Below are 14,698 nucleotides of genomic sequence, written 5' to 3'. Positions count from 1 at the left end.
AGTATGCTAATTCAACAGTTACTTAAAAAACAGCAGTTGCAGCTGACAGTGCTGACGGAACAAGGCCAGTTGCAGCATGATTTGTTACTGATGAGGAAACGACAATTAGCGCAAAGCAGTCGTGATTTTATTGGGTCGACACCAGGTTTAATCGTCAGTTTTAGCCTTGGCTGTCTGTTTCAGCTGCGCCACAACAGTACTGTAAAACTACTGCGCAGCACCTTTGGCCTGCGTTGGATTACCAAGCTAATTGTTTGATCATTATTTAAACGCCGTAACTTTTACCATGATTACTTTCATTGGTTTAGATATGCGTTTCTTTTCGTTAACGCCGCTAAAATGATACCCCGCGTAAGCAGATGTAAGTACTTGGCTTGTTGTGTAGGACAGGGATGAGGGCTGGCAATAAGTTGTTGAATTTGGCTTAAATAAAGAGCGGCTATGCTGTGGGCCAACGTGTGGCTTGGGATAATAAATTCGTCAGTGTTGAAGGTGTTGACCAATTTATTTTCGATATGTTGCACAAGTTTAGTTTGTAATTGTTTCGTTGCGGCATCGAGATCGCTACCAAGTCTAAATGACATGGAACGGCGAAACATGCTGTTTCGGCTAAAAGTAATAAGCAGTTTTTCCAATGAGGGTGGCGTGTTAGTTGAAAGCCAGTCTTCGGCTGACTGAAGATCTGCGAAGATATCTTCAAAAATATTTTGATGGAGTGCAATAAGGATATCCAGCTTACGCTTGAAGTAGCGATAAAACGTCGTGCGGCCTACATCGGCTTTGTAGGCAATATCAGCCACTGCAATATCACGATAATCTTGCTGTTTCAGCATTTCCTTAAAAGCGTTGAGAACCTTGAGCACAGCCCGCGGGCTTTTCGCTATGTGCATGCAGTGCTTTGTGTGCATATTGGATCCCGCTTTACATTCAACTCAGTTTAGGCGTGTGATTATACCTTAGCCTCAATGGCTCTTGTGTTGTGATTTTTGCTTAAGTGGAACAGATAGGCTCAGGTGTACCATTTGAAACATGCGGGCGAGTTTGTGCCTGATGGTTAAGAATAATGGGCTTTATAGTGACGGTCATAGGGTTAACTGCAATGACAGTGTTACCTGAAATATGAAATTGTCACTACCGATGGAGAATCTGTGATGAGTGAAAATATTGAAGCGGCTCAACGTGATAAAACAAATCATCCAATCAAACACAAATTAAGAGTAGGTATTTTTCTTTATCCCGGCATGACGATGCTCGATGCCTATGGGCCACTACAGTTTTTAGCATTTGTACCATCTTTTGAAACCTTCACTTTTGCGAAAACCAGCATGCTATTACCCTGTGATGCGGGCGTTAACTTACAACCTAATTACGATTTTGACCATTGCCCACCAATAGATATCCTGTTAGTGCCTGGGAGTGCAAATCCTTTGGCGCAAATACAGGATGAGCAAGTTATTTCCTTCTTAAAACATAAGGGGGAGCAAGCACAATACATTACATCTGTATGCACTGGTGCCTTGATTCTTGCGGCAACAGGTTTACTTAATGGTTATCGCACGACCACTCACTGGGCTTATGCTTCAGTGTTGGCACAATATCCTCAAATTACCTTTGAAAATAAACGTATTGTGATTGACCGTAATAGGATCAGCGGTGGCGGTATTACTGCAGGACTCGATTTTGCATTGACTCTTATTGCCAATATAGAGGGGGAAGAACAGGCGAAAACTCTGCAGTTATTGTTTGAATATGATCCTAAACCGCCCTTTAATTGCGGTTCTCCCATATTGGCAGACGCTTCTCTGGTACAGAGGGTTGAGCAGGAGGTCAGGCAGATAGCCTCAGGTTTATTCGAGACCATATATGGACGCCTCAGCTTTTACAACACTTTTGAATGATTGGTTCACTACCATATATTCGGCGTCTAAATAGGCTTTTTACCCGCGCCATGATGTAAATCCGAAACCTATTACCTTATCACTACATCGGCATTTAATGCCTTGGTCAAGTCAGGCTCTAATAGGTACGGTTGACCGTTTATTCATCAGTGCATGTAAACTTTTACGTGATGCTTAACGTCTTACGCAAACGCTTTATTAACGTCGAAATTATCGTTACTCGTGAGGATCCGCCATCCTATACGCGCTATTTTATTGGCCAATGCGACAACGGCTTTGTGTCGACCTTGCCTTAACGCAAGTGCATTAAACCATCGCCCAAGTCTATCATCACGTTTGCTTGCAAATCGGCCAACGGCTCTGGCGCCATGGATGAGTAAAACACGTAGTTCTGAGCTGCCATTTTTCGTGATCGATCCTAGTCGAACTTTTCCACCAGAACTCGATTGTGATGGCACTAAGCCACACCATGCAGATAATTGCCGGCCATTTTTAAATTGATGACCCGAACCTAATTCACTCATAAAGCTTGCTGTGACTAATGGTCCAAAGCCAGGGATCGACAGCAATGCATTGTAGCGAGGTTGGATTTGACATAGCGCTTTAATGTCGCGCTCGATTTGATTAATTCTCTCATTTAAAACACATAAATCTTCATATAAAAGTTTTAACAGGTAATGAAGCGTATGAGACAGTTCATGCTCATTATTTGCTAAAATACGGCTAAGTGACGCTTGTAATTGCAACCTGCCGACAGAGAAGATCACACCAGACTCGCTCGCTAGGCTTCGAATTTGATTGACCATGGCGGTTCGATTTTGAACGAGACGACTACGTACACAACGTAATGCTTTAATGTCTTGTTGCTCAACAGTTTTAACTGGAACCATGTGGATATTAGGTCTGAAAACCGCTTCGCATATAGCGAGGGCATCGTTGGCATCATTCTTTTGGTTTGCAACAAATGGCTTAACATGTTGAGCAGGGATCAATTGCACTTGATAACCAAGAGCTTGAAATTGTCTTCCCCAGTAATGCGCCGTACCACAGGCCTCCATAGCAATAAGACTACCTTCGGGGAATTGTCTAATTTTATCGAGCAGCTTGTTTCTGTTAACCTTTTTGTTAGTCATGACTGAGTTATCCATAAGACAAACACAAACTTGAAAAACATTTTTGGCTAAATCGATACCAATAACTTTAATATCCATGATGGAAACCTCCAGAACTATTTGTCAGCACCTAAGCTTGGCATAATACTGCAAGCTTAGGTGCTGAGGCGTCCATCACATCACCACAGATTAATGGTGTTGAGCAATCATGGTGTACCTTAGGTTTAAAAACTCTGTTTAACTAAGAGCCGCCATTCCCAACTATTGGCAGATTCGCCACCTGTGTACGGCAGAGAAAAATCGATATGGGCGACATTGCCGTAGCTGGAACGGGAGGAATAAATTCGTGCTCCTATACCGATAGTGCCCAAAGGGCCGCTGACTTCGTTATTGCTAGCCAGTGGTCCTCCCGATGCTTGTCCTAGATCGGTAAACAGTGCCCAGCCAAGTTCTGCCAGTTGATAGAGATTGATATTGGGATAATGACGCAGTTCTGCAGTCATGAGCCATTGATTGTCACCTTGTTGATATTCATTGGGGTAACCCCGTACACCCGTTTCATCCCCAAGTCCTTGGGTGAGATCAAGGTAAGTATTGTTTGATACGCTTGCCCAAGCTTTACCGTAGGCAGTCCATTTAGGGTTGATCCGATAAAAGTATTCGGCTTGGGCTTCGACTGTATAGGTATCTTTTTGCGTTGTGCCAAGGGTGCTACTCCCTGCCATTTCTAAAAGCCAGAGTTGATTATCGAATCGGTAACCGCCGCTGCTTTGCCACTTAAAGTGGTAGCCTAGTGGGTTACCATCGTCTATGTCTTTGGTTTCTAATCCTAACTGGACATAGTGGTGCCAGCCTAAGTTAAAGTCTTCGTTATTGGTGATCAGGTGAATATTATTCAATACGTGAAAATCGTCTTCGATAAATTCGTAGGCAACCCAAGGATACATAAAGTCCCTGTTTTGCGGTAGCGTCGATGTGGGATAGGTGTCTACGTTTGCAAACTCATGTTTATTCTGGGTAATACCTGTAATAAAGCGGGAAATATTGTCGTTATTCTGACTTATTAGCCAGCCGTACTTGAGGTTAAGGTAGTCAGACTTGTGTTCAAATTCATTCACCTCATTACCGTTTTGTCGCAATATATCGGTACGACTATCGTCAAGATATTCTAGGGAGTACATGCTATTCGTCTTGAGCGAATAAAAAGGTTTACTGATGTACATATGTTTAGCTTGGCCGTCACTATTATCATAAAACTCTGCGGCGATGATGCCGTGTTCGATAATGCTAAGGGGGGCTTCAAAGGCAAATTTATAACCACTACGAGATTCATTTGACTGGTAATTCATTCGAGTTCGTATGCCTGTACCCAATAAATTGTCCTCCTTTACGCCAAAAGAATAACGAGTATCCCCTCCTGAGCTGCTAAAGCTCCCCGTAGGAAGTAATGACCAGTTATCCCACGTTTCAATAACAACCGATTCGACGTTAGGATCGGTGTCGGATTGGGGATCTTTGTCAGCGATATAGATTTTTGCATCGCGAATATAGGGCTCGGCCCGTAAGAGACGTTGTGATTCATTGAGATCTTTTAGGTCGACAGTATCATTTTCACTAAAGGTGAGTTTATCGCGCACGACATAATCTTTGGTGTTGATATGCAGCTGATTTGCCCAGCGATGAATAAAAAAAGCGTTTGGATCTGATTCATCAAAAATTGGATTATTCACGACAATAATTTTGCCAATTTTTTTAGGAGTCTGCTCTTGTTGAACGATTGGGGGGCTTGTTAGTGGCTCATCGACGTTGGCCACACTCATCTGGCTGCTGATGCAACAAGGTAGGATGCATGCATACTGGACAAATTTCTGCATATAGACCACTCCCATGGAATTGACGGCTGCAGCGATATCAAACTCACTCTGCAATTCACAATTTAATAACACATGGAAAGTGGTAATTAGTCAAGGAAGTATTTAAATAACATTTTGATTTTATTTAAGGTTGCACTAAGAATACCGTGCACCTTGATGCCGCCATACTGAGTATGGCTAGAGAGTATGGCTAGAGAGTACGGCGAGGCGGTACAGCAACATTGGCGAAGATAAGCCCTGCGATCAGCGACATAAAGATTAAAAAAATCTGTGAACCTATATGGGATTGATTAAGCATAGTCTCGCCAGAAATTAACGCATTAAGTCCAATATAGGTTTTGCTGCCGGGCACTAAGATCACTATACCTTGTAAAAGAGCGATGGAAGCAGGCGCTTTCATCCAGCGAGCAAAAAGATTGGAGTAGATGCCAACGGCTAAAGCGCCAAAGAAGATCCCCACTGAATCACCAAAAAAATGTCCGCCAAGCATGGCCGAGAAAAACGCCACTATCCCAGCGAGTACGCCCCAAGGTGAATCTTGCATTCGTGCTTTAAAAATAAAGACTAACGCCATGGATAAAATCGGTACCGCCGACCATATTGCCCAGCGGGGCAGTCTTTCGGGTTCAATATAGATGGTCTCGCCAAAGAAAGCCTTTCCGATAGCCATGCCGAGCACTGCACCAAAGTACAATTTAAACAGCAACATACAGGCATCCATAATCCTAGCTGTACCTGAAATCAAATCACGCGCCGCCAGCTCAGCTAAGCCTAAGGTTAAGGCTAAACCCGGGATAAAGATAATGATCGCGGAGAGGATAACCACGGGAATATTAATATTGGGATCAATACGCGCAATGGCACAGGCAACTATGGCGCAGATAATGGTCGCAAAGGGTTCAAGGACTTCAGCCATGCGTGCTGAGCGTTCAGCACGATACACAAAGCCATAAATGAGTAGACCGAGTAATCCAGACCAAAATACATCATTCCAGCCTGTGCCCATCAGCATGGCGAAAGCGGCGGCAGAGGTCCCAAAGGAAAAACAAGTTAATACCGGGCCGTAAGGATTGGGTTTATTGGCAATTTCTTCTAAACGCTCTAGTGCCTCGGTTAACGTACGTTTACCTGAGGTTAATTCATCGACTAACTCATCGGTTCGGGCAAGTGAGCCTAGATCAAGCTCTCCTGGTTTCACTCTCGCGACATGGTTATATTCTTGATCCGTATCGTGTTGTAAAACGAAAGTCATCGAGGTGGGTGAAATAAGAAAATAACCTTCGAGGCCTAAGGTGCGTGCAACGGTTTGTAAGTGAGTTTCAAGGCGATAAGCGGGTGTGCCAAATTTATGCAAAGCTTTACCTAGCTTAATGATAAATTTGCGTTTTTCGATAAACTCTTCGTTATCCAATCGGGGTCTTCACTGTATAAAAAAGTTGTTGGGAATGACGCGCGCATATTAACCTATCTTGTCGCTAAAAGGTTAATGGCTTTTAAACTTAATACAAATAAATTGCTGATTTTTTGCGGCTCGGGCTATAGTCATTTTTTTCATAAAGGGAAATTAATATGTCTTTGATGGTAACAGGCCTTTACGCCAGCCTTACAGGGTTATTAGTCGTCACTTTGGCCTATCGTGTGGTTAAACTTAGGCGAAGTCAGAGAATTGGTCTCGGTGATGGCGGTAATAGTGCTTTAACCTTGGCGGGACGGGTGCATGCTAATTTAATAGAGAATGCACCCATCGTATTGATTTTAATGGCCGTAGCAGAATTAGGTGGCTTGCCTGCATTTTATTTGCATTGTTTTGGTACCCTGTGGGTTGTGGCTCGACTACTCCATGCCATTGGACTCACCCAAGGCCAAGGTGGTTATCATTTGGGACGTTTTTGGGGAGTGTTACTCACTTGGATTGTGATTATTAGCTTAGCCTTTGTGAATTTAGTGTATTTTGTCCAAGGGCTAGGTAAGGGGTTGTAGCCGCTCAACTCGTGTCTATGTCATATCCATAGCCGATTTAGGGGTATTCTAGCCGCAGGCCAAATACCCCACAAAAGGTTGTGGTTGGTGTTTTTTTAATCGCACTTGCCAGTGATTGCCTGCTATACTCCGCGTCCCTAAATCGGCGCAGCTCCTTTTTGCTTCGCCTTTGTTTGACATTACGTTTTTGGGTCAATATCGATGCAAGTTGAATCCACACTTTTTAGTTATCCCAAATACTGGGCCGAGTGCTATGGCACGGCACCTTTCTTACCTATGTCCCGTAAGGAGATGGATAAGCTCGGCTGGGATAGCTGTGACATTATTATTGTCACAGGTGATGCTTATGTGGATCACCCAAGCTTTGGTATGGCTGTTATTGGCCGTATGTTAGAAGCCCAAGGTTATCGCGTGGGGATTATTTCTCAGCCCGATTGGTCGAGCAAAGACGCTTTTATGCAGCTTGGACGCCCGAATCTGTTTTTTGGTGTCACCGCGGGTAACATGGATTCCATGATTAATCGCTACACCGCTGACCGTCGTATCCGCACCGATGATGCTTATACTCCAGATGATATCGGTGGCAAGCGCCCCGACCGCGCCGTGACGGTTTATACCCAGCGTTGTAAAGAAGCCTTTAAAGATGTGCCAGTCATTATTGGCGGAATTGAGGCAAGCCTTCGCCGGATCGCCCATTACGATTATTGGTCCGATAAAGTGCGTCGCAGTGTGATTTTCGATGCTAAGGCCGACATTTTAATGTATGGCAATGCCGAGCGTCCGCTGGCTGAAGTGGCGCGCCGCTTAGCGGCGGGGGAGTCGATTAATGACTTGCACGATGTGCGTGGCACTGCGGTAATTCGTAAAGAACCTTTGCCTGAATGGCGTGGTATGGATTCACGCAAAATCGACCAATTGCATAAGATTGATCCTATCCCTAATCCCTATGGTGCCGATGATGTGGGTTGCGCTAATTTATCTGGCCCTTCGGATGCAAAGATTTTTGATAACGATGCGCCAAAAGCTATCAGCGTGCAACCGCCACGCCCTAAGCCATGGGATAAAACCTATGTGCTGCTGCCAGCTTTTGAAAAGGTATCTGAGGACAAATATTTATACGCCCATGCCTCACGGATTTTGCACCAAGAGCAAAACCCGGGCTGCGCACGGGCGCTGTTCCAGCCCCACGGTGACCGTGGGGTGTGGGTCAATCCGCCCGCTTGGCCGCTCAATACTGACGAGATGGATGCGGTATTTGATTTACCCTATAAAAGGGTGCCACACCCTGCCTATGGTAAGGCGAAAATCCCCGCCTATGACATGATCAAAACCTCGATCAACATTATGCGCGGTTGCTTTGGTGGCTGTTCTTTCTGCTCGATTACCGAACATGAAGGGCGGATTATTCAGAGCCGTTCGCAAGAATCTATTATCAAAGAAATCAAAGATATTCAGGATAAAGTGCCCGGTTTTACTGGGGTAATTTCCGATCTTGGCGGCCCCACTGCCAACATGTATCGCCTCGGCTGTACCAGCGAAAAAGCCGAGAAAACCTGCCGCCGTTTGTCCTGCGTGTTCCCCTCGATTTGCGGCCATTTAGGCACAGATCATAAGCACACTATCGACTTGTACCGCGCCGCCCGCGCCGTGCCCGGCATTAAGAAGATTTTGATTGCCTCCGGTGTGCGTTACGATTTGGCGATCGAAGATCCTGCCTATGTTAAAGAGTTAGTGCAGCATCATGTGGGCGGTTATTTAAAAATCGCCCCTGAGCATACCGAGGAAGGGCCGCTCAGCAAGATGATGAAACCCGGCATGGGCGCCTACGATAAATTTAAAGAACTGTTCGACAAGTATTCGAAGGAAGCGGGTAAAGAACAGTTCCTGATCCCTTATTTTATATCGGCGCATCCGGGCACGACCGACGAAGACATGGTGAATTTAGCGCTGTGGCTGAAGGAGCGTAAGTTTAAGCTCGACCAAGTGCAAAACTTCTATCCCTCACCGATGGCGAATGCGACGACGATTTATCATACCGAATTGAACTCGCTTAAAAACGTCAAACACACCAGTGAAGTGGTGCCAGTGCCGAAGAAGGGGCGTCAACGCCGCTTGCATAAAGCGTTGCTGCGTTACCATGACCCAGCAGGTTGGCCTATTATCCGTGAAGGCTTGATTGCCATGGGGCGTGAAGATTTGATCGGCAATAGTCCAAACCAATTAGTGCCACCAGAAGGGCGCAATGAGCGCGGGCCTAAATGGATGAAGGATGCTAACCAAGGCCAAAAAGCCTTTACACGTTTCTCGGGTAATCAGTTCGATGATCGTAAGGGGGCAACTAAATCTAAAGGGGCGATGAAAGGCGGTGTTAATGCGGGTGCAGAGTCAAAACCTGCCGGGAAAGGCGGAAAACCTGCATTGAATACGTCCAAGCCTAACGTACCTAAGCCTAATGTGCCTAAGTCGAATCGTCCGGGAGCTAAAGCGCCTTTTGGACAATCGAGTGCTAAAGCATCAGGGGCTCAATCTAAGGGTGGCGGTAAACCGTCCCATAATCGTCAGCAAGCTAAGTAACTCGGTTTCTACTGAAAAAAAGCCACTTCATAAACTCAATTTGAAGTGGCGTAGAGACGATGGTAAACCGGCGGAACCATCTAATGAGTCTACGGCGAGCGTTTGTAGACGGAACGTGCGCCGCTCCTCAGCCTCAAAAAGGCTCACGTATATGAGCGATGACGTGAGCCATGAGTTCTTTGGTTACAATGCGGAGCGAGTGCAATGGTAGGTTGGACTCGCGCGAGTGTTTTTGAAAAATGGCTAGAAGAAGTAGTTAATCCCCACCGCAAAGCCGTTGTCTTCCAGCGCTTCGAGTGCAGCGTCATCCATTTTGCTAAAATCCAGTTTCATCTCGGCAAACATCACAGTGTCGTTACTGTAGCGATAATGCAGTCCTAACATGGCAAATTGGCGGGTCCATTTACCTTGGATAGGTGTGGTTGCATCTGTATCTAAATCTAAATAACTGAGCACCAACATAGGTACAAAGCCATTATCAAATTGATAGGCCATCATTAGCTCGACGCCAGTCGCATCGTAAAGTTCGCCATCCACTAGTTCATTGTTTTTACTTTGATGGGCGTTAAAGCCGACATAGAGGCCACTTGCTTCGCGATTTTCGGCATAGTGATAATAATCACCGTACATAGCACTAATACCGACAATCTTATTTGTTTCATCAACTTGGGTATTACCTAGGTGGCCGTCAAAATCACCGCGGTTAAAGCCCGCCAGCAGCTTAAATTTGTCCGTTACCGAATAGGTCAGGCTGGCACCGTAGCTGCTGTCGAAATTGAGTTCAGAGTCTGCCATTTCGCTGCCATCGGCATTTTTAAGGACGATATCCCCATTGGTTTTGGCGGCGTATTGCAGGGCAATGTGCACTGGGCCGAGCGTATTGCGGTAGATAAATGCGGAGTCAGCTCGGCCTGTTCCTGTTAATCCACCATCACTAAAGGCATAGGCGCCAACACTGTACCCTGCAAAGACGTTGGGTAGATCTGTGGTGCCTGCGATGTCGTAATATACGCCCCATTGCTTACCAAAACTTAGGCTCCCCCACTCATCGTGGGACATACCGACATAACCTAAACGGTTATAGAGGAAATCTTCGTTTTTTTCTGCAGCGAGTTTACCGCCTTGCATCACTAGACTGTCATCGCTAGACACCATATTGATACCCCATTCGGTCGTCGCAAAAGCCGTCCAACCATGTTTTTCATTGCGTTCGAAGCTAAATCGTACACGGGATAAATCGTCAATAACGGAAGTATCATGGCTATCATTTAATGCGGCAAATCCAAGCCAGCCACTCAAATCTAATGAATTTTTTGAGTCTTTATATAGTTCAATTGCTTGGCTGCTGGTGGCGGTCAACAGCACGGGAAGCACTAAGGCGATGCAAGTCTTATTCATAATTTCACCGAAAATAAGCAAGGGTTAGTTAGGGGACCATAGGATTTACAGCCTATGGTCCCTGAGTATTGATGTTAAGGGCGCTATTCGTTAGGGGGTGAACATAGACACTGTCGTCGGGTGTTCACACTGGGCGCGCCTCAGCGACTGGGGTTTTATTTGAAATAACACCGTAGATAGTCCAACCGAAGAAGGTCGCTATTGCACCAAGCATAACTGCTGTTTCACCGGAGCTATAAAGGGCGTAGAAGCTATATAGGGCACCAATCACGGCAATGACGTTGGCAACATGGGCCTTATTCGCAGGCACTTTAAGCTGTCTTTGCATAATACCTAGGGCGGCCATCGATAAAATGTAGGGCACAATATTGGTGACGACAGCAAGATTGACAAGGGCTTCAAACTGTTTGCTCAGTGAGGGACTAATGGTCATTAATGACAACATAGTTTGAATTGAAACGATAATTGTCATACCCCAAATAGGCGCATCGGCTTTGCTAACCTTTGAGAATATTTTTGGAAAGAATCCTTCATCGGCTGAGGCTTTAAACACTTGGGCAATAGTGAACTGCCAGCCTAATAGCGATCCAGTACAAGAGATAATGGCACAGGCCATCACGATTTTTCCGACCACAGGATTAAACATTTGCGCGAAGGCTAAACCGAATGGCGCATTCGACATAGCAAGCTCAGCGTTTGGTACAATACCGGCAATAACGTTAGTGGAAACGATGTAGATTATCGCCGCACCTAATGTCCCCCCCATAACGGCGATGGGTACATTTTTTTCTGGATTATCAACCGCTTCAGAGTTTGCGCAGGCTGATTCTAAACCAAGGAAAGCCCATAATGTCATTGCGATAGAGCCGCCTAGTGCTTTAAAGAATGGCATATCATGCGGGTTCCAAGCGCCTTTATAGAGGTCAATATCAAACCAGTACCAGCCAATTAAAGACACACCAATCACAGGTATGATAATTCCCCAAACTGTTACGCTACTCACGCGGCCTGTAATGCGGGCACCACCAAAGTTTGCAATTGTCGCTAACCAAAGCACACCAATCGTCGCAAGGCAAATGGCGATAGGACTTAGGTTAACCTCAAGCAATACCGCGGCGTAACCTACGGCCGAAATAGCAATCGCGACATTGGCAATTAATAGTGAAACCGCATAGGTATAGTTGGCCATAAAGTTACCTGAACGACCAAAGGCATACTCGGCATAACCGCCCATACCACCGGATTTTTTACTGAACATACCGCACTTAGCAAAGGCAAAGGCCAGCGCCGTAGAGCCCGCGGCCGTGACGAGCCAAGATAAAATTGAAATGGTTCCCACTTGGGCTAATTGGGTTGGCAACATAATAATGCCTGAACCCATCATATTGACTATGGTGATAATCGTTAATTGGACAACACCAATTTTATTCTCTGATTTACTCATAATAATGACCTAATTATATAATTCATTTTAGAGAGATGAGATTGACTGCAGAGCGGGGTTAATTAACTCTGCAGTCAAAAACTGTTATTTAGCTAATACATAACCTAATGCTTGGATTTTGCCTTCGGCGGTGTTTTCGAGATAAACACCTTGCAACTCTGGCGAGAATCCGGGTAATAAGTTGATACCTTCTTCAAGGGCTAAGAAATAACGCTGTACAGCACCTCCCCATATTTCACCTGGAACCATACATAGCACTCCTGGTGGATATGGCAGCGCACCTTCGGCAGCGATACGACCTTCAATTTGAGAGAGTGGGACTAGTTCTACTTTACCGCGAATAAATTCAAGATTAGCTTCTTGAGGGTCCATTACCTTAGTTGGGAAATGTGCTTTTCTGAACATTTCTTTTTGCAATTGTTTTACATCATGGCTGACATAAAGATTATGCATTTCTTGGCAGAGTTGGCGGATAGTATAATCTTTGTAACGGGCTTTATTGGCGTTATAAACATTAGGTAAGACTTCGGATAATGGTGCATCTTCATCAACTAACTTTTCGAAGCGGGATATTTGCGACACTAAGTGTTGCATTTTTGCCATATCTTCTGCAGGTGTCATCAGGAATAAAATCGAATTTAAGTCGCACTTCTCTGGAATAATATTATTTTCCCGTAAAAAGTTAGCCAAAATAGTCGCGGGAATTCCGAACTCAGTATATTTACCCGTTTCGGCATCAATACCCGGAGTTGTTAACAGGAATTTACAAGGATCAACGAAATATTGGCCCTTTTCATAACCGTCGAAGGAGTGCCATTTTTGACCGGGTTCGAATTCAAAGAAGCGTAAATCGTCGGCCATTTGCTCGGTTTCATATTCTTGCCATAGGCGACCGTCGATCATGGTTGGCACGAATGGTTTGATATATTTACACTTTTTAAGCAATAGCTTACGCGCTTCGATACCCGCTTTTACCGCTTCGCGCCACAGATAACGACCGCTTGCTCCTTCATGCATTTTTGCGTTCACATCCAGCGCCGCAAACAGAGGATAGAAGGGGCTGGTTGAGGCATGCATCATAAAGGCGTTATTGAAACGCTTATGGTTACAGTATCGCGCTTGGCCTTTGATATGCTTATCTTTTTTATGGATTTGTGAGGTCTGTGAGAAGCCTGCTTGTTGTTTGTGTACAGACTGCGTCACGATAATACCAGGATCTTCTGGCGTCAGTTCGAGCAGTAGTGGTGAACAGTCATTCATCATGGGAATAAACTGTTCATAGCCCACCCAAGCTGAGTCAAACAGAATGTAATCACATAGATGACCAATACGATCAACCACTTGGCGAGCATTATAGATAGTACCGTCGTAGGTACCCAGTTGGATAATCGCTAACCGGAATGGGCGTTTTTCATCGGCGCGTTCTGGGGCAACTTCACGAATTTGTTCTCTTAAATAAGATTCTTGGAAACAGTGGGCATCTATACCACCAATAAAACCGAAGGGGTTACGTGCTGTTTCTAAATAAATCGGTGTTGCACCCGCTTGAATTAGCGCGCCATGGTGGTTAGATTTATGGTTATTGCGATCAAAGAGTACTAAATCCCCTTTTGCTAATAACGCATTAGTGGCCACTTTATTGGAAGAAGAAGTCCCATTGAGTACGAAATAAGTTTTATCGGCATTAAACACTTTAGCCGCATATTTTTGTGCATCCAGCGGTGCACCTTCATGGATGAGTAGGTCGCCTAATTTAACGTCGGCATTACACATATCAGCACGGAAAATAGTTTCGCCAAAAAAGTCGAAGAACTGACGGCCTACAGGGTGTTTACGGAAGAATTGTCCACCTTGATGGCCAGGGCAAGCAAAGGTTGAGTTGCCCATTTCGACGTATTTTTTGAGTGTCCCAAAGAAAGGGGGTAATAAAGCTTGCTCATATTTATTAACCGCAGTTTCCACCTGTTTTCCGTAGAAGTCAGTGTTATCTCCGCAGAGTTCAAATACCCCAGTAATTGATGAGCATACATCATCCGGGAAGGTTTCTTCACAGCAAACTGAAACGAAAATCGGTAGTTTTAATCCGGTATTCTTAATCTTTTCAACAATACCATTTCTAACATCATCAACAGAGACAACAGCCGCACCTACATCGCAAAAATCAGTGGTTAATACGTTGACGACTTCTCTGTCTATATCGAAACAAGATCTGACAGATAAGCTAGCGGCTACTTTTAATGATTTCATAGTTAATTTCCTTTTTGCTACTAAATAATTTGGATACAACAGTGCCTATACCTAATTAAAAATATTAATGGCATAAAAATTAGATATAGCTATTCCATGCGCAGCTTAGATGTGGCTATGCGTAATACGCTAAATAAAATATAATTTGAAATATATTTTATTGGATGCGTG

At 44.7% G+C, this 14,698-nt stretch carries 11 protein-coding genes; 4 read left to right on the top strand and 7 right to left on the bottom strand.

All coding sequences use genetic code 11. The features are described from left to right. Positions 1–3: 3 nt before the first annotated feature. Entirely contained in the window at positions 4–258 is a 255-nt protein-coding gene (locus tag MZ182_RS19140) for a hypothetical protein (protein WP_011791060.1), read from the top strand. Between the two features lie 38 nt (positions 259–296). Here MZ182_RS19140 and MZ182_RS19135 read toward each other — a convergent pair whose 3' ends face one another. Beyond that, positions 297–908, bottom strand: a complete 612-nt coding sequence (locus MZ182_RS19135; protein ID WP_025008208.1) for a TetR/AcrR family transcriptional regulator — start codon at positions 906–908, stop codon at positions 297–299. A 243-nt stretch (positions 909–1,151) separates the two neighbouring features. Between MZ182_RS19135 and MZ182_RS19130 the strand changes: the two genes are divergently transcribed. Next, positions 1,152–1,898, top strand: a complete 747-nt coding sequence (locus MZ182_RS19130) for a DJ-1/PfpI family protein (protein ID WP_248069458.1) — start codon at positions 1,152–1,154, stop codon at positions 1,896–1,898. A gap of 182 nt (positions 1,899–2,080) precedes the next feature. On the opposite strand, the gene MZ182_RS19125 is transcribed toward MZ182_RS19130, so the two are convergent. The 3 genes from MZ182_RS19125 to MZ182_RS19115 form a co-directional block, all read right to left on the bottom strand. Next, positions 2,081–3,109, bottom strand: a complete 1,029-nt coding sequence (locus MZ182_RS19125; protein ID WP_011979494.1) for an IS110 family transposase — start codon at positions 3,107–3,109, stop codon at positions 2,081–2,083. A 125-nt stretch (positions 3,110–3,234) separates the two neighbouring features. Then, entirely contained in the window at positions 3,235–4,884 is a 1,650-nt protein-coding gene (locus MZ182_RS19120) for a hypothetical protein (RefSeq protein ID WP_011920184.1), read from the bottom strand. A gap of 190 nt (positions 4,885–5,074) precedes the next feature. After that, on the bottom strand, positions 5,075–6,295 hold the full coding sequence (locus MZ182_RS19115) for a threonine/serine ThrE exporter family protein (protein WP_061783006.1): 1,221 nt from the start codon (positions 6,293–6,295) through the stop codon (positions 5,075–5,077). Between the two features lie 158 nt (positions 6,296–6,453). Between MZ182_RS19115 and MZ182_RS19110 the strand changes: the two genes are divergently transcribed. Continuing rightward, the gene (locus MZ182_RS19110; protein WP_011791055.1) at positions 6,454–6,864 is read left to right on the top strand and encodes an MAPEG family protein; all 411 of its coding nucleotides are present in this window, start codon (positions 6,454–6,456) and stop codon (positions 6,862–6,864) included. A 201-nt stretch (positions 6,865–7,065) separates the two neighbouring features. Then, positions 7,066–9,438: a YgiQ family radical SAM protein gene (locus tag MZ182_RS19105; protein WP_115016885.1), complete on the top strand. Its 2,373-nt coding sequence runs from the start codon at positions 7,066–7,068 to the stop codon at positions 9,436–9,438. Positions 9,439–9,681: 243 nt separating this feature from the next. On the opposite strand, the gene MZ182_RS19100 is transcribed toward MZ182_RS19105, so the two are convergent. From MZ182_RS19100 to speF, 3 genes are all read right to left on the bottom strand, one after another. After that, a complete protein-coding gene (locus MZ182_RS19100) occupies positions 9,682–10,836 on the bottom strand; it encodes a porin (RefSeq protein WP_248067882.1) in 1,155 nt (384 codons plus the stop codon). A 124-nt stretch (positions 10,837–10,960) separates the two neighbouring features. Beyond that, positions 10,961–12,280 (bottom strand): putrescine-ornithine antiporter, encoded by a 1,320-nt coding sequence (potE, locus tag MZ182_RS19095; protein ID WP_248067884.1) that lies wholly within the window; start codon positions 12,278–12,280, stop codon positions 10,961–10,963. 84 nt (positions 12,281–12,364) lie between these two features. Further along, positions 12,365–14,527 (bottom strand): ornithine decarboxylase SpeF, encoded by a 2,163-nt coding sequence (gene speF / locus MZ182_RS19090; protein WP_011791051.1) that lies wholly within the window; start codon positions 14,525–14,527, stop codon positions 12,365–12,367. Positions 14,528–14,698: the final 171 nt, after the last annotated feature.

It is taken from the genome of Shewanella sp. JNE2, assembly GCF_023159115.1.
GTDB classification, from domain to species: Bacteria; Pseudomonadota; Gammaproteobacteria; order Enterobacterales; family Shewanellaceae; genus Shewanella; species Shewanella putrefaciens.
Note: the sequence above shows the minus strand (reverse complement) of the source record. Positions and strands in the feature narration are given on the sequence as shown.